The following is a 15,390-nucleotide window of genomic DNA, read 5'->3' on the forward strand; positions in this document are numbered from 1 at the left end:
ACGAGCATGACGCGACAAGCCGCCTGCCCGGCAATAGACTCGAAGCCGATCAGACAGCCCGCCGTATGGAGGTACCGTGCTCGATTCCACTGACTTCAAGGTCGCCGATCTCAGCTTGGCCGAGGCCGGCCGACACCAGATCCGGCTCGCCGAAAGGGAGATGCCGGGCCTCATGGCGCTGCGGGAGGAATACGCCTCGACGGCTCCGCTGGCCGGGGCCCGCATCGCCGGCAGCCTGCACATGACCGTGCAGACCGCTGTCCTCATCGAAACCCTCGTCGCCCTCGGTGCAGACGTCCGGTGGGCCAGCTGCAATATCTTCTCCACGCAGGACGAGGCCGCAGCGGCCGTCGTCGTCGGCTCCGGCACTCCCGAAGCCCCGGCCGGCGTCCCCGTCTTCGCATGGAAGGGCGAGACCCTCGAAGAGTACTGGTGGGCCGCTGACAAGATCTTCGACTTCGCGGACGGACCGAACCTCATCCTCGACGACGGCGGCGACGCCACCATGTACGTGCTCAAGGGCACCGAATTCGAAGCCGCCGGGGGAGTGCCCACCGCCGGCGCCGAGGACTCGGAGGAGTTCAAGGTCCTGCTCAAGCAGATCGCCGCGTCCATCGAATCGGCCCCCGGACGCTTCGCCCGTCTGGCCGCCGGAATCAAGGGCGTGAGCGAGGAGACGACGACCGGAGTCAACCGCCTCTACCGCCTCGCCGAACAGGGGACTCTGCCGTTCCCTGCCATCAACGTCAACGACTCGGTGACGAAGTCGAAGTTCGACAATCGCTACGGCATCCGCCATTCGCTGCCCGACGGACTCAACCGCGCCACCGATGTCCTCATCGGTGGAAAGATCGCCGTCGTCATCGGCTACGGCGACGTCGGCAAGGGTGCCGCCGAAGCGCTGCGCGGACAGGGTGCGCGCGTCATCGTGACCGAGATCGATCCGATCTGTGCGCTGCAGGCCACGATGGACGGCTACCAGGTCGACCTCCTCGCCGAGGTGGCTCCCCAGGCCGACATCATCATCACCACGACCGGAAACACCCGGGTCCTCGACGTCGATGTGCTGCAGACGCTCAAACCCGGCGCAATCGTCGGCAACGTCGGTCACTTCGACGAGGAGATCGATCTGGCAGGGCTGTCCCGCCTGCCCGGAGTGGAGAAGATCGAGATCAAACCGCAGGTCCACGAGTGGAGCGTGCCCGTGCCCGCCGAGGCGGGACTCGGTCGCGACCGCACGGACTTCCTCGTCCTCTCCGAAGGGCGCCTGCTCAACCTGGGCAACGCCACCGGTCATCCGTCGTTCGTGATGAGTGCGTCATTCAGCAATCAAGTGCTCGCCCAGATCGAGCTGTGGCACGCCCACGATGACTACGGCAACTCGGTGCATCGGCTGGCGAAGGAACTCGACGAGAAGGTGGCACGCCTCCATCTGCCGGCGCTCGGGGCGAAGCTGTCCGAACTGAGCAAGGAACAGGCCGAGTACATCGGCGTCGACGTGGCAGGACCGTTCAAACCCGAGCACTACCGGTACTGATCGAGCACTGCCGGTTCGGTCCGGCGGCGGAGCGGGCGAACCCGGTCGCAGTCCGGGACCGCTCCGTCGACCGAGAGCAGTCGAGCCGCGGTGTCAGCGGCGGACAGTCAGACTGCGTCGTCAGCGGCGGGTGAGGCTGAGGCCGTGGGGGAGCGTCTCGACTCCGGACCGGAAAGCGTTCGCACGGTCGCTCCGACGGCGCTGTTTCTCGACTTCGGCGATGCGCTGCCGATGGATGACTGCGGATAGGAACTGTTCGGGAAACGTTCCCTCCGGCGGGGCCGGAGCCACATAGGGATTGAGCTCGGTGGCGAGCTCGATCGCTCGTTGCCACCTCGACTCCGCACCGAGCTGGGGCGCCATGGCGAGGAACGCGACGATGCGCCGATGCAGACCATCGGGGATCGCTGTCACGTCTGTGCGGTTCAGCCATTCGTGCAGATGAGGGGCCACATGGGTGTGCATGGGCGGCAGAGGTCGGCTGCGTTCGCTGACGGCGATGGTCCCGGCCAGATAGTCGCCGAGGCGCTTGGCCTGCGGTGAGAGCAGACCGGACAGAGCCGCGATGCCGCCGCCGCTGGACACGATCTCGAACGGCCACAGCAGAGCGCGGATGAAGGAATGGCGCAGCCGCACCGCACCGCCGTCGTCGCGAACAACGCGCAGCCCGAGGATGAGCTTGCCCAGCGAACGACCGTGACTGAGCACTTCGACGAGCATCGGCAGCAGCACGAACACGAAGATCGTCATCACGGTCATGAGTGAGCCGAGAAGCAGTCCGTTGAGATCGAGCACCTTGAGCATGAGCCAGAACATGGCGATGAGCAGACCGACATTCACCAGCGAATAGACGATGTAGTCGATGAGACAGCTCAATGCCCGCGCAGCGAGAGCGGCCGGTTGGACGTTGAGTTCGACGGCTTCACCGGTGATCAGAGTACTCACCCGACCATCGTGTCATACTGCCGCGTTCCGAGGCGGTCGTTTCGCCGAGAGCTTGCCGTGTGCCTCTCTCTGCATCGGAGGTGCCGAGGCGTCGTCTCCGATAGGGTGGAGGGATGGATCCGAACCTGCTGGCCCAGCTGCACGGCGATGACTGGCTGGAGCTCTCGGCATTGGCGAAGAAGAACACGCTGACACCCGAGCAGACGACCCGCTTCCTCGAGCTCTACCGGACCGCGTCGAAGGATCTGTCGCGGATCACGACGGTGGCTCCCGACTCTCTCGAAGCCGCTCGGCTCTCGGCGATCGTCCACCGCTCCCGCAATCATCTCTCGTCCGTGCCCAGCGGAGGACTGTCCGGGCTCGGACGGTTCTTCGTCATCGGTCTGCCGTTGTCGCTGTACCGGCTGCGATGGGACTTCGTCATCGTGGCCGCCGGATTCCTCGCCGTCGCCGTCCTGTCGGGCATCTGGGCGGGATCGCATCCGGAAGTGCTCGAGACCTTCGGGGATCGAGAGTTCCGACGGCAGTTCGCCGAACATGATTTCGTCGACTACTACAAAGAGAACCCGAACGGCTTCTTCGCCGTCGGCGTGTGGACGAACAACGCGTGGATCGCCGTTCAGTTCGTCCTCCTCGGCATCACGGGCGGCTATGTCATCGTCGGACTGTTCTCGAATGCCGTCAACGTCGGCTTCTCCGGAGCGATGATGTTCGAGTTCGACCGGGCCTCCGACTTCTTCCTCTACATCCTGCCCCATGGGATCCCGGAGATCAGCTGCATCATCCTCGCCGCTGCCGCGGGTCTGCGTCTCTTCTTCGCCTGGGTGGTGCCGGGTCCCAGGCTGCGCCGCGACAAGCTCGCCTCCGAGGCTCGGTCGCTGCTCGTCGTCGCCGGCGGTCTCGTGCTGCTGCTGTTCGGTTCGGGACTCATCGAGGGCTTCGTGACCCCGAACCCGATTCCGCCGGCGGTCAAGATCGCCATCGGAGTGGCGTATACCGCGGCTGTCGTCGTCTACGCGTGGTACTTCGGCAAGCGTGCCGCCGCAGCCGGACTCAGCGCCGATCTCGACGAGCATCAGGCCGGATACTCGGTCATCTCCACCGACCGCTGATCAGATTGTCGCTGACAGTTCGCCGCTGAGCGGGGTCGTGGTCACAGCCCGCCGGAGACCTTGAGCCGGATGTAGAGATCGGCCAACGCTCCGGGAAGCTTCTCCGGCAGAGCCTGGACGGAGGAGATGCCGAGTCCGCGCAGCCGAGACTGCAGCGACGCCGTCGCGAGCATCTCGGCCTCGGCGGCCGCCGCCGTATATACGTCGTCGGCGTCGCCGCGCCGGGCAGCCAGGTCCGCAAGTGCGGGATCTTCGACTCCGGCGACGACGACCCGGTGGTGTGCCGTGAGAGTCGGCAACACTGGCAGGACGTCCTCTCCGATGGTCGCCTCATCGAGCTGAGTGACCAAGACGACGAGCGCCTGCTGCCGGGAGGTCTGCAGAACCGCAGCGGCGATCGACTCCCAGTTCGCCTCGTAGAGCTCCGGGTACACAGGCGTCAGCGCCACCGACAGTTCATGGACCGGATCATGAGCCCGATGGCTCGACGCGACTGCCCGCACCCGGGCATCGGCGACGATGACATCGACTCGATCGCCGGCACCCGTGGCCAGAGCCGTCAACAGCAGCGACGCCTCGAGCGCGGCGTCGAAGACCGTTCCCTCACCACAGCGACGGGCGGCGAACCGGGAGGAATCGACGACGATGACGACGCGACGATCCTTCTCCGGTCGCCAGGTTTTGACCACGAGATTCTGCGCGCGGGCGCTGGCTCGCCAGTCGATCGACCGGACATCGTCACCGTCGACGTAGTCGCGCAGCGAATCGAATTCCGTGCCCATTCCGCGGATCATCACCGCGGACCGCCCCTCGAGCTCCCGCAGCTTCTGCGTCTTCGACGGCAGCTCCCTCCGGGACACGAAAGGTGGCAGAACACGCACAGAGGCGGGAACATCGATGCTCTTCTGCCGATGGATCAGCCCGAGCCTGCTGCGACTGCGCACGGTCACCAGATCGCCGGGCAGCGCGCCGCGTCGCGTCGGCTCCAGCTCGGTGATCACCTCTGTCTGCTCGCCCGGTTCCAGCACGTGACGAGAACGGGTCTCGACCGCCCCGGCGCTCGGTGCCCAGGCGTCGCGGACGTGGAGGCGCAGCCGGCGGCTGGTCCCATTGATGAGAGTTAGCGTGCTGTGGGTGCTGTCGCCGAGGCGGACCATCGGTCCCGGTGTGCGCTGGACTTCCAAACCGTGGATCCGGGGAACGAAGAAGAAGTCGAGGACCGCTGCCAGGACGATCATACCGGCCACGATCAAGGCCGTCGGCCATGTGGGCACCAGCATGACGGGCACTAGGCCGAGAAGAGTGAGCAGGAACAGTCGGGTGGTCATTCAGCGGGGCACTTCGGTCGTGGCGATGATCGAGTCGAGGACCTGACCGACGTCCAGACCGTCCATCTGCGCCTCGGGGCGCAGGATGACCCGGTGCGACAGCGACATATGGGCCAGAGCCTTGACGTCATCGGGGGTGACATAGTGCCGACCGCTCAGCCACGCATGAGCGCGGGCGGCTCCGAGCATCCTCGTCGCTCCGCGAGGTGAGACGCCCAAGGCCAGGGACGGGGTCTGGCGGGTGGCTCGGGCGAGGTCGACGATATAGGTGATGATCTGCGGGGCGATGTAGATCTTGGCGATGGCTTCGCGGGCCCGGCCGATGAGTTCGGCATCGGCGACCGGACGCAGACCTGCCGCGGCCAGGGATCCGGCGTCGAAGCCTCGGGCGTGACGGTCGAGAATCTCGAATTCGTGATCCCGTTCGGGCAGGTTGAGGACGAGCTTGAAGAGGAACCGGTCGAGCTGAGCCTCCGGGAGCGGATAGGTGCCTTCGTATTCGACGGGGTTCTGTGTGGCTGCGACGAGGAACGGTTCGGGCAGCTTCCGTGAGCGTCCCCCGACGGACACCTGATGCTCCTCCATCGCCTCGAGCAGGGCCGACTGGGTCTTCGGCGGGGTGCGGTTGATCTCATCGGCGATGAGGATGTTCGTGAACACCGGGCCGGGACGGAATGAGAAGTCCGAGGCGGACGCGTCGTAGACCAGCGAACCGGTGACATCGCTGGGCATGAGGTCGGGAGTGAACTGCACACGCGAGCTGTCCAGGCTGACCGCGGCGGCGAAGCTGCGCACGAGCAGAGTCTTCGCCACTCCGGGAACCCCTTCGAGAAGCACGTGACCCTGGCACAGCAGTGCGATGAGCATTCCCGTCACTGCCTGGTCCTGGCCGACGACGGCCTTGGCGATCTCGGTGCGCACACCGGTGAACGCCTCCCGGAGCGGGTCCGGCTCAGCCTGCGGAGCCTGCGCGCTGTCCGCAGCAGGGGTCTGCGGCGCGACCGGCTCCTGGGGCCGAGGTGCGGCCGGCTCCTGGGGCCGAGGTGCGGCCGGAGGGTGAGAGGCAACCGGTTCCTGAGGATTCGTGGGGCCCTGGGGCGGCTGGGTCATGGGATCTCACTTTCAATCTGGGTGAGCTGATGGACGAGTTCGGTGAGTTCCGCATCGGTGTGAGCCGACGCGGAGACGAAGACATAGTGGAGACGGCCCGGATCGGCCCCGGTGACGGTCGCGATGCGAGCGATGATGTCGGGTGTCCGGGCATCGGGGCTGAGACCAAGTCGTTTGGCGATGCGCAGCAGGGCTCCGGCCCGCAGCGTGTGCAGCGCCCCGTCGCGATCGTGGCTGCGCGAGCTCAGGGCTGCCCGACCGTGCACGGTCTCCACGGCAGGCACGATGACCGGCAGACGTTCGAGAGCCAGCGGCCCGAACCGGCGCCCGATGACGAGCAGCAGGACGAGGAGGCAGGGGACCAGCCACAGGACTCCTGCGAGGAACCAGCCGGGCACGAAATCGATCGTCGACGGAGGCGACTGCCCCTGTCCCGAACCGTCGAAGGTCGGATAGTAGACGACGAGGTTCTGCGTCTGGGACAGCTGCGAGAGCACGAGAGAGGCATTGCCCTCTTCGTCGATGTTCTCATTGGTCACCCAGTCGGGGTTGCCGAGCACGGTCAGCGGGACGGAACCGCCCGAATCGGTGAGGAACTGTCCGCGCGCAGACCCGGGGGCCACCTCGGTGCCGTCGATCTCAGCGACCCCGGGGCCGGTGAACGGGTAGCAGGCAGTGATCCCCTCGGTGCCCTTCTTCGCCTCCGCGTATTCGACCTCGCCGGTGGTCACGGCACCGGCGCTGTGGGCGATCGGTGAGTCGCAGGACGGTGCGGACGTGGCCTCCGGATCGGCCAACGGGCTGAGGTTGTCGTTGACGGTGATCCGGTCGGTGAACTCCGACACCGTCGGACCGGGATCGACGAGGACGAGTCGGTTGCCGTGGGTGCGCAGAGCGTACTCGAGGCCGGCGATGTCCCCGGGGGACAGAGCCGCGGTATTCGCGGGAATGAGCAGGGTGGTGTCGGGTCGGGCGGCGGCCGAGCGGGCCTGCTCCTGATCCTCGGTGGTGGTGACATCGACGTCATGGTCGCCCAGGGTCTCGACGAGGGCCTTCGTGCCGGTGCGCTCCGTCGAGTCATAGTGCAGGGGTTCTGCGGACTCCTCGTCGCCGGTCAGCAGCACGAGCACGATCACGGTGACGAGGATGACGAAGGCCGCGACGATCCACACGGCAGCCGAGCGCAGCCGAGCGCGCAGCGGAACCCGTGAGGTCGACCGGGTGCCGCGGGCGGCGACATCCAACTGTGCGCTCATACAGCTGCCTCCCGGCGGACCGGAAGTGCGCTCAGCGCCCGGTCGAGAGCGCACAGATCCGCATAGACCTCGCCGAGGCTGCGGTCGGCGCGTGTCTTCGCCGCGGTCTCCTCCCCGTAGCGGAGGTCGTTGAAGACCTCGGCCACCCCGTGGACGGCGGGTCCGTGCTCGGGCAGGGTCGCCTCGGCGGAACGGGCGATCTCACTCGCTGTGGCCGAGGACTCGAGCGAGACGATCTGCTTGACGGACAGGACCGCGAAGATCGCTCGGGATTCGTCGATGACCGCGGTTTCGAAGTCCCCGGCCTGCGCGGCGCGGGCCGCGCTCTCGCGCCACGGGCCCGGTTCTGGCTGGGAGACGACGGGGTCGAATGCGGACAGCGGGACGCCGACACGGCGGAATCCGGCCCGACGCACGCGCCAGACGATGAAGACGACGATCGCGGCGAGGCCGAGGACGACGACGATGAGCAGCCACGGGGAGTTCGCGCCCAGGGCGGCGCTGACGAGCGAATCCCACAGGGAGGACAGCCACCGGCCGATCCGTTCCAAGGGAGTGAGGTCGTTGGCGGCGTATTCCGGTTTCGAGAGTTCGTGCTCTACCCATTCGCGGCCGGTGTCCCGGTCGATATTCGCCGAGGCGGCGCGAAGCTGTGCCGCGCCCGGCTGGGAGGACGCGGCGGTGTGGAGGTGGCGGGCCGCCTCGGTGATGGGGGAGAGGATCATCGGTCCTCCTCGGCGCGGATTAGGACGAGGTCGAGCCCCTCCGAGCGCATCTGCTGATCGAAGAAGCAGACCGTGACCAGGCAGGCGAAATAGGCGAAGAGGACGGCGGAGGAGATGAGCGTGAGTGCGAGCAGCAGACCCACGGAGACGATGGCGATGGCCGCCTGCGCCGTCGTCGACTCGGTTGTCGTCGTCATGCCGAGGCCCAGGAGAACCGAGATGATGAAGACGATCGGTGTGATGATGAGTTGGACGAGCTGATTGGACAGGAAATAACCGAGCGCCAGCTGGCCGAGCATTCGCCAGAAGCCGCGCCCGGTCAGTTTCCAAGACCGGCGGATTCCGGCACGGACGCTCAGGTCCTCGACCGCGATCGCCGAACCCAGGAACGCCAGGCGCAGGTTGACCCAGATGAGCGCGACGAACCACAGCAGCGCGGCCAATGCGGCCCAGACGAAGGCGAGGATCGCCGAATCGGCGCCGAGGAACAGCAGCGTCGGGGCGGTGAGGGCCAGCAGCAGGCCGAGGTTGATTCCACTCATCAGCAGTGTGGCCAGGATGAGGCGCAGGCGGCGACCGGACAGGGACTTCCACGCCATCGACAGAGTGGTCCTGCGGGCGCCGAAGGAGGCGCGGGTTCCGGTGGCGATGATGCCGGAGAGCAGATGGGCCAAACCGAGGCTGAGCAGGCTGAGTGCCACCGAACCCAGCTGGGCCAGGGCGATGAAACCGGAGGCGGCATCCTCATTGCCGCTGAGGTCGTTGAAGAACGGCAGGAACTGCACTGCGATGAGGGCACCGATCGCGGCGAGCAGCAGGCTCCAGAGGGAGAAGACGATGAGAGAGGAGCCGATGGACAGAGTCGGGACGAAACGCAGCAGGCGGAATCCCGAATCCAGCGCCTCGATGAAAGTCAGCGGACGTTTGGGCAGGAGCCCGCGTGGGGGAGGCGGCTGCCATCCGCGCGAGGGCGGGGACGGCGAACGCCGCTGCCAGCGGCCGGTGTGCCAGTCGACCTCCGAGGTCCATGCATTCGTCTGTCCCATCACGCCAATCCTGCCATGATTCGCCGGCAAGTGCCGAGAGGCCTCCCTGTCGGATTCGGTGCGCGTCGGCCGTGTCGATCCCGGCCGTCGGGGAACGGCCCGGGGACGGTTCGGGGTTGGTCTGAGGGGCGATCGGGAAAGGCGATCGGGAGGGAGGTCGGGCGGCCGTTCCGACGGTCGGCTTCGGGGAGTGAATGGCCCGCTGCAGGGGGCCGTGCGGCGCGGCAGCTGAACCGTCGGTCTCCGCTGTCGGCGGATCCGGTGCATGAGGCAGTCGACAACGCCCGATAGGCTAGGAGTGTCGGGAACCGAAGAACACGCGAACATAAGGGACAATGGGAGCATGAACGCTCGAATCCTCGTAGTTGATGATGACACGGCTTTGGCCGAAATGATCGGAATTGTGCTCAAAAGCGAAGGCTTCGAGCCCTTCTTCTGCGCCACCGGAGACCAGGCCTTCGAAGAATTCCAGAAGGTCAATCCGGACCTCGTGCTCCTCGACCTCATGCTGCCCGGCAAGGACGGACTCGAAGTCTGCCGGGAGATCCGTGAGATCTCCTCGGTGCCGATCATCATGCTCACGGCGAAGTCCGACACCGTCGATGTCGTCCTCGGCCTCGAATCCGGTGCCGACGACTATGTGCCGAAGCCATTCAAGCCCAAGGAGCTCATCGCCCGTGTCCGCGCTCGGCTGCGGATCTCCGAACCGCAGGCTCCCGAGCTGCTGACCGTCGGCGACGTCGTCGTCGACGTCGCCGGCCACACGGTGACCAAGGGCGGATCACCGGTGTCGCTGACCCCTCTCGAATTCGACCTCCTCGTCGCCCTGGCTCGCAAACCGTGGCAGGTGTTCTCCCGCGAGACCCTGCTCGAAGAGGTGTGGGGCTACCGTCATGCCGCCGACACCCGACTGGTCAATGTCCATGTGCAGCGTCTGCGGTCGAAGATCGAACGCGATCCGGAGAAGCCGGATATCATCGTCACCGTCCGCGGCGTCGGCTATAAGGCCGGCCGAGCCGCGTGACTTCCGAGTCAGCCGCGGACGGACCCGTTCGCACCGCGGCCTCGGCACTGAAGACGTTCTGGAACTTCATCCTCCGATCGTTCAGCCACTCCCTGCAGGTCCGCATCGTCGTGCTCACGATCGTGCTCACTTCGGTGGCGATCTTCGGCGTCGGAACCTATATGTCCCAGCAGATCGCCCGCGGTCTCTTCGACACCCGCCTGGATTCCCTGTCCTCTCAGACTCGGTCGATCCTGGCCGAGCTGCGCTCCCTGGCACCCGTCGACGGGCAGGCGGTCACCCAGGACACGCTGAGTTCGCAGCTGTCCTCGATCTACAACCGTTCGGCCGGGTCGGTGTACTCGCTGACCCTGCAGCCGAAGGACCCGAACTCCTCCTTCTCGACGATCACCGCCGGTGGGTCGAATGAGGACGGTGAGGCCACGCAGGTGCCCGTCTCCGATGAACTCCGCGAGGCCATCCGCAAGGCCCCGACCGACGACAAGCTCTACCAGTCGGTGAGCTTGCCCGACGGGACCGGACCGGGTCTGCTCATCACCCAGGAGCTGCAGATCCCGGGCGCCGGCCAGTTCCAGCTCTACTACCTCGGCGACCTCAGCGAACAGCAGGACACGCTCAACTTCGTGCAGCGTTCGATGTTCGTCGCCGCCCTCGTCCTCGTCGTCCTCGTCGGTGCCGTCGCCTGGATCGTCACCCGACTCGTCGTCACACCGGTGCGCACCGGGGCCGAGGTGGCCCGGCTCATCGCCGATGGTGACCTCGACGAACGCATGCCCGTCCACGGCAACGATGAGATCGCCGTCCTCGGTGAGAGCTTCAACGATATGGCCGACACCCTCCAGCACCAGATCGAGCAGATGGAACGGCTGTCGGTGCTGCAGAGGCAGTTCGTCTCCGACGTCTCCCACGAACTGCGGACACCCCTGACGACGATCCGTGCCGCAGCGGACCTCATCTACGATTCCCGTGACGACCTCGACCCCGTCACCGCGCGCAGCGCGGAACTGCTCAACTCGCAGGCAGAACGGTTCGACAACCTGCTCTCCGACCTGCTGGAGATCTCCCGCTACGATGCCGGTGCCGCGGCGCTGGTGCCCAAGCCCGTCGATATCGGCGCGATCGTGACCTCGGTGATCGAGACCGTGTCGATGGTGGCCGAACAGATGGACACCGCCATCGTCGTCCACGCTCCTTCCTCACCGGTCATGGCGGAGGTCGACCGGGTGCGGATCACCCGGATCGTGCGCAACCTCGTCGTCAACGCCATCGAACACGGTGAGAACAACCCCGTCGACGTCTATGTCGCCTCCAACGCCGAGGCGGTGGCTGTGAGCGTGCGCGACCACGGAGTGGGCATGAACGAAGAGCAGGTCGAGCACGTCTTCGACCGGTTCTGGCGTGCCGATCCGGCACGCAAGCGCACCCTCGGCGGGTCGGGTCTGGGCTTGGCGATCTCGCTCGAGGACGCGCACCTGCACAACGGCTGGCTGCAGGTCTGGGGCAAACTCGGCGAAGGATCCTGCTTCCGGCTGACGATTCCCCGGCGCCCCGATCAGGAGATCACCTCCTCACCTCTGCCTCTGCCGCCTCGCGATGCGCAGATCCGCGGTTCCGCGCTCGTGGCGGGACCGCTGTCCTCGGACGGCTCAGTCCGCATCCAGACCGGATCGATCCCGATCGTCGTCGAAACCGAGCCGGAGATGCTCGAAGATGACCACGAACCCGTCGCCGAGGCGGCCCCTCAGTCATCATCGCCGGAGACGACCACGACTTCCTTTGAGGCGGTCTCGGACGATGGGGCCGCCGCCGACGAGTCGGACAGCGCGGCTGCCGACGGCTCTGAGACAGGCACCGCCGAGACTGGGCCGCGGTCCACGGACGTCGGCGATCCGGACCTGGACGGTGACGGCATGGACGACGGAGAAGGAGGACGGTCATGATGCGCACGAAGCCCAGAGGGCTGCGAGTGAAGACCGTGTTGGTCTCCGTGTTCACCGCCTTGACCCTCGTCGGCTGCTCGTCGATCCCGACGTCATCGCCTGTCGGCCATATCGAAGACGACTCGGGCGATGCAGGTGCGAACAACGCGCGGATCCCCGACGGTCCCGAACCCGGGGACAGCCCATCGGACATCGTGCGCGGGTTCCTCCGTGCAGGAGCGGGCGCCGGCAACAACTTCTCCGTGGCCCGGTCATTCCTCACCGAGGGTGAGGCGCAGAAATGGAGCCCACAGGAATCGGTGTCGGTGCTGCCCAACGGCACAGATCTCGACTCCTTGAACGTCGGAACCACCTCCGACCAGAAGACGATGAGCATCTCGCCCCCGGTCGTCGGTCTCGTCGACTCCTCCGGAGTGTACAACTCCACCGAACCGGGCACTCGGTCCACGATGGAATTCTCGCTGCGGCAGGAGAACGGGGAGTGGAGGATCTCCTCGGCGCCGGACGGGCTTCTCATCAGCCAGACCGACTTCCAGACGATCTTCCTCAACTATTCGCTGCAGTTCTTCACCTCCGACTATTCGTATCTCGTCCCTGACTCCCGCTGGTTCCTCCGGTCTTCCTCGACCCCGACGGTGCTGATGAACGAGCTGCTCAGCGGACCCGCTCCCTACCTCTCGGGAGCGGTGATCACGTCGATTCCCGATGGTGCCAAGCTCAGCGATTCGGATTCGAACGTGGTGACGATCGAGAACGGCGTCGCCAATGTGGCCCTGGGACCGCAGAACCCGGCCCCGTCCGACCGCGAAAAGGGACTTATCCGTCAGCAGATCGCCACCACCCTGCAGGTCATTCCCTCGATCTCGGCAATCGATCTGAGCATCGGCGGGCAGACGGTTCCGGCCAGTCTGCAGCCGAAGACCGATACGTCGGTCCAGGTGGACGGGCCACCCGTGGTTCTCGCCGACGACCACCTCTCTCGGGTCTCGGGCACCACCGTGGCCAAGGTCGAGAACAGTCCGAATCTGAAGAAGGCGAAGGCGAGCGATCCCGCGGTGTCATTGGACGACTCTCTCTACGTCTATCTGGCCGACGACGGCAAGCAGCTCATGCGGTTGAAGTCCGACGCCGTCGACGCTACTCCGATCCTCAAGGGCAAGAAGCTCGTGCGCCCCAGCATCGATCGCTTCAACACGACATGGACGGGTGAGGCTGAGAACAAGGGCGAGCTCAAGGCCGTCGGTCGTGACGGCAAATCCTCCACCGTCGCCGCCGACTTCCTCAACGGTCGACAGCTCATCGATATCGAGGTCTCCCAAGACGGCACTCGTATCGCGCTGCTCAGTCGCCACAAAGGGGAACCGGATCGCGTCGATGTGGTCGGCATCCCCAGGGACAAGGCGGGCAATCCGGCCGGTCATGTCTCTGAAACGCCGATCGAAGTGGGTGCGAACTTCCACGAGATCAAGGATGTCTCATGGGCAGGGGCGACGTCTCTCGTGGCTCTGGCCGCAGAGGAAGGCGAATCAGCGCAGCCATTCCGCATCGGAGTCACCGGCCCTGCTGAACAGCTCGGTGAGGTCTCGGACGGAAGCCGCATCGCCGGTGGAGTGGACGGACGCTCGATCCTGGTCACCGGTGCCGATGGCGCGCTGTACAGCTACAACTCGAACGCCTGGCAGAAACTTGTCGACGTCGAAGCGAAGGATCCCTCCTATCCCGGTTGACCCGCACAGCATTGCCTGTCCCAGCTGACCCACGGAGCCTTTCCCCTCCCGGCTGGGCCGTCGGGCGGCGGTGCGCGGCTGTTCTGGAAAGCGGCTCATCGCCGCCCCCCCCCGATCGGGGCATGCAGTAGATTTCTCCCATGGGGCTGCTCGGGGAGTTCGGCGAACTGCTCCTGCCTCGCCGGTGTGCCGGCTGCGGGCGGGAGAACGTGTCCCTGTGCACCCGCTGCCTGCAGCTGCTCGGTGGGATCCCACGGGCGATGGAACCGCGCTACGGCACGATTCCGGTCGTCGGGGTCTGCGAATACAACTCGCAGATCTCGAAGATGGTCGTCGGTTTCAAGGACGACGGACGCCGGGACATCCTCGATCCCTTGGCCCTGGCTCTGACCCGTTCGATCGTCGCGGCCCTCGAGCTCATCGGCTACTCGGGTGGGGCGATCCGACTGTTTCCGGCGCCCAGTTCGGATCGGGCCAGACGTCGTCGAGGCGGATCGCATACGGCCGCCCTGGCGAATCGGGCGAAGGAGCTGTCGCCGGAGCTGCCCCTGGAAGTCCACGATGTGCTCGCGGCGAAACGATCGCGTGACCAGGTCGGACTCGGGGCGATCGAGCGGGCTCAGAATGCTCAGCGGACCCAATATCTCGACCGGAGGAGAATCGCTGAGATCGCGGAAGTCCGTCCCGTGTCGGGCACCGAATCCGCGCCGACGGACCTGCTCATCGATGACTTCTCCACCACCGGCGCAACCTTGGCAGAAAGCGCACGTCTGCTAGCATCGGTGCAGATCAGGCCCGCTGTAGGAGCTGTTCTCGGTCTCGGTCGCGGGGGCACTCGATTTGTCTCTCCCTTTACTGTATAACGGTGTTTACCCATCCAAGGGCATGGGATCGGATGAATCCGACGAGCGAGTCGCTAAGGACACATCATGGACATTGTTGTCAACGGCCGTCAACTGACCATCTCCGACAGCTTTCGAGCCCACATCGAGGACAAGATCGCCAAGGTCGAGCAGCTTGCCCCTCGCGCTCAGCGTGTCGAAGTGCATGTCACTCACGAGAAGAACTCCCGCCAGCCCGAGACGAGTGAGCGGGTCGAGCTCACGGTTGTGGCGAAGGGACCGGCAATTCGGGCAGAGGCCATGGCAAGCGACAAATATGCGGCACTCGATCTGGCATGGGCGAAGCTCGTCGAACGGCTGAGGCGAGCGAGAGACCGGCACAAGGTGCCCCGGTCGGGACATCACCGCAAGGAATCCACCGCCGAGGTGCTGGCGAAGATGCCGGTGGCCGAACCGATGGTTCCCGATGCGAACGCCGACGACGCGAAGTCTGCAGCGGACCACAGCGTCGACCAGACGAACGGCCGCATCAAGGCCGAAGGCGATTCGCCGGTGGTTCTGCGAGAGAAGACCTTCACCGCCTCACCCATCGGCATCGAAGAGGCGTTGAACAGAATGGAACTCGTCGGACACGACTTCTACCTGTTCATCGACGAAGAGTCGAGCAAGCCGTCCGTCGTCTATCGCCGTAAGGGCTGGAGCTACGGAGTCATCGCCCTCGACCACGACCTCGAAGAAGCCATCGACTGACCAATTACTACCTGACGGCGGCCCAGCAACCTCGCGCGAGGTTGCTGG

13 protein-coding genes are annotated in these 15,390 nt (G+C 65.8%); 7 read left to right on the forward strand and 6 right to left on the reverse strand.

Features of this window, described 5'->3' with window-relative positions:
• Positions 1–76 precede the first annotated feature (76 nt).
• Positions 77–1,537, forward strand: coding sequence for an adenosylhomocysteinase (ahcY, locus tag ACOZ9V_RS07220; protein ID WP_434594792.1), 1,461 nt, complete (start codon positions 77–79; stop codon positions 1,535–1,537).
• A gap of 120 nt (positions 1,538–1,657) precedes the next feature.
• Here the strand turns inward: ahcY and ACOZ9V_RS07225 are convergent, their stop codons facing one another.
• On the reverse strand, positions 1,658–2,482 hold the full coding sequence (locus ACOZ9V_RS07225) for an RDD family protein (RefSeq protein ID WP_229663889.1): 825 nt from the start codon (positions 2,480–2,482) through the stop codon (positions 1,658–1,660).
• A gap of 113 nt (positions 2,483–2,595) precedes the next feature.
• Here ACOZ9V_RS07225 and ACOZ9V_RS07230 point away from each other — a divergent pair, with 113 nt between their 5' ends.
• The gene (locus tag ACOZ9V_RS07230; RefSeq protein WP_434594795.1) at positions 2,596–3,594 is read left to right on the forward strand and encodes a stage II sporulation protein M; all 999 of its coding nucleotides are present in this window, start codon (positions 2,596–2,598) and stop codon (positions 3,592–3,594) included.
• A 41-nt stretch (positions 3,595–3,635) separates the two neighbouring features.
• Here ACOZ9V_RS07230 and ACOZ9V_RS07235 read toward each other — a convergent pair whose 3' ends face one another.
• Genes ACOZ9V_RS07235 through ACOZ9V_RS07255 form a run of 5 tightly spaced genes read right to left on the reverse strand, consistent with a single transcriptional unit; the run spans position 3,636 to position 9,059 of the window.
• Positions 3,636–4,922, reverse strand: coding sequence for a DUF58 domain-containing protein (locus ACOZ9V_RS07235; protein ID WP_434594797.1), 1,287 nt, complete (start codon positions 4,920–4,922; stop codon positions 3,636–3,638).
• The gene (locus ACOZ9V_RS07240; RefSeq protein WP_434594800.1) at positions 4,923–6,032 is read right to left on the reverse strand and encodes an AAA family ATPase; all 1,110 of its coding nucleotides are present in this window, start codon (positions 6,030–6,032) and stop codon (positions 4,923–4,925) included.
• The gene (locus ACOZ9V_RS07245; protein ID WP_434594803.1) at positions 6,029–7,288 is read right to left on the reverse strand and encodes a DUF4350 domain-containing protein; all 1,260 of its coding nucleotides are present in this window, start codon (positions 7,286–7,288) and stop codon (positions 6,029–6,031) included. Before ACOZ9V_RS07245 ends, ACOZ9V_RS07240 begins: the two co-directional genes overlap by 4 nt.
• Positions 7,285–8,013, reverse strand: a complete 729-nt coding sequence (locus ACOZ9V_RS07250; RefSeq protein ID WP_434594805.1) for a DUF4129 domain-containing protein — start codon at positions 8,011–8,013, stop codon at positions 7,285–7,287. Before ACOZ9V_RS07250 ends, ACOZ9V_RS07245 begins: the two co-directional genes overlap by 4 nt.
• Positions 8,010–9,059 (reverse strand): hypothetical protein, encoded by a 1,050-nt coding sequence (locus ACOZ9V_RS07255; RefSeq protein WP_434594807.1) that lies wholly within the window; start codon positions 9,057–9,059, stop codon positions 8,010–8,012. The genes ACOZ9V_RS07250 and ACOZ9V_RS07255 overlap by 4 nt, the downstream gene beginning before the upstream one ends.
• Positions 9,060–9,402: 343 nt before the next feature.
• On the opposite strand from ACOZ9V_RS07255, the gene mtrA reads away from it, so the two are divergent.
• The 5 genes from mtrA to hpf all read left to right on the forward strand — a co-directional run bounded on the left by mtrA (position 9,403) and on the right by hpf (position 15,342).
• The gene (gene mtrA / locus ACOZ9V_RS07260) at positions 9,403–10,083 is read left to right on the forward strand and encodes an MtrAB system response regulator MtrA (protein WP_062861422.1); all 681 of its coding nucleotides are present in this window, start codon (positions 9,403–9,405) and stop codon (positions 10,081–10,083) included.
• The gene (gene mtrB / locus ACOZ9V_RS07265) at positions 10,080–12,023 is read left to right on the forward strand and encodes an MtrAB system histidine kinase MtrB (RefSeq protein WP_139907478.1); all 1,944 of its coding nucleotides are present in this window, start codon (positions 10,080–10,082) and stop codon (positions 12,021–12,023) included. The genes mtrA and mtrB overlap by 4 nt, the downstream gene beginning before the upstream one ends.
• A complete protein-coding gene (locus tag ACOZ9V_RS07270; RefSeq protein ID WP_434594811.1) occupies positions 12,020–13,750 on the forward strand; it encodes an LpqB family beta-propeller domain-containing protein in 1,731 nt (576 codons plus the stop codon). Before mtrB ends, ACOZ9V_RS07270 begins: the two co-directional genes overlap by 4 nt.
• A 140-nt stretch (positions 13,751–13,890) precedes the next feature.
• Positions 13,891–14,613: a ComF family protein gene (locus ACOZ9V_RS07275; protein WP_139470303.1), complete on the forward strand. Its 723-nt coding sequence runs from the start codon at positions 13,891–13,893 to the stop codon at positions 14,611–14,613.
• Between the two features lie 66 nt (positions 14,614–14,679).
• A complete protein-coding gene (gene hpf, locus ACOZ9V_RS07280) occupies positions 14,680–15,342 on the forward strand; it encodes a ribosome hibernation-promoting factor, HPF/YfiA family (protein ID WP_139470306.1) in 663 nt (220 codons plus the stop codon).
• The last annotated feature ends 48 nt before the right edge of the window (positions 15,343–15,390 follow it).

Origin of the sequence: Brevibacterium sp. 1718, assembly GCF_051131255.1 — a bacterium.
GTDB classification, from domain to species: Bacteria; Actinomycetota; Actinomycetes; order Actinomycetales; family Brevibacteriaceae; genus Brevibacterium; species Brevibacterium sediminis.

Excerpts from the sequence above, each read along its gene's own strand:
- ACOZ9V_RS07230 (WP_434594795.1), top strand. The coding sequence starts at position 2,596 with ATGGATCCGAACCTGCTGGCCCAGCTGCACGGCGATGACTGGCTGGAG.
- ACOZ9V_RS07235 (WP_434594797.1), bottom strand. The coding sequence starts at position 4,922 with ATGACCACCCGACTGTTCCTGCTCACTCTTCTCGGCCTAGTGCCCGTC.
- ACOZ9V_RS07240 (WP_434594800.1), bottom strand. The coding sequence starts at position 6,032 with ATGACCCAGCCGCCCCAGGGCCCCACGAATCCTCAGGAACCGGTTGCC.
- ACOZ9V_RS07245 (WP_434594803.1), bottom strand. The coding sequence starts at position 7,288 with ATGAGCGCACAGTTGGATGTCGCCGCCCGCGGCACCCGGTCGACCTCA.
- ACOZ9V_RS07250 (WP_434594805.1), bottom strand. The coding sequence starts at position 8,013 with ATGATCCTCTCCCCCATCACCGAGGCGGCCCGCCACCTCCACACCGCC.
- ACOZ9V_RS07255 (WP_434594807.1), bottom strand. The coding sequence starts at position 9,059 with ATGGGACAGACGAATGCATGGACCTCGGAGGTCGACTGGCACACCGGC.
- mtrA (WP_062861422.1), top strand. The coding sequence starts at position 9,403 with ATGAACGCTCGAATCCTCGTAGTTGATGATGACACGGCTTTGGCCGAA.
- ACOZ9V_RS07270 (WP_434594811.1), top strand. The coding sequence starts at position 12,020 with ATGATGCGCACGAAGCCCAGAGGGCTGCGAGTGAAGACCGTGTTGGTC.
- ACOZ9V_RS07275 (WP_139470303.1), top strand. The coding sequence starts at position 13,891 with ATGGGGCTGCTCGGGGAGTTCGGCGAACTGCTCCTGCCTCGCCGGTGT.
- hpf (WP_139470306.1), top strand. The coding sequence starts at position 14,680 with ATGGACATTGTTGTCAACGGCCGTCAACTGACCATCTCCGACAGCTTT.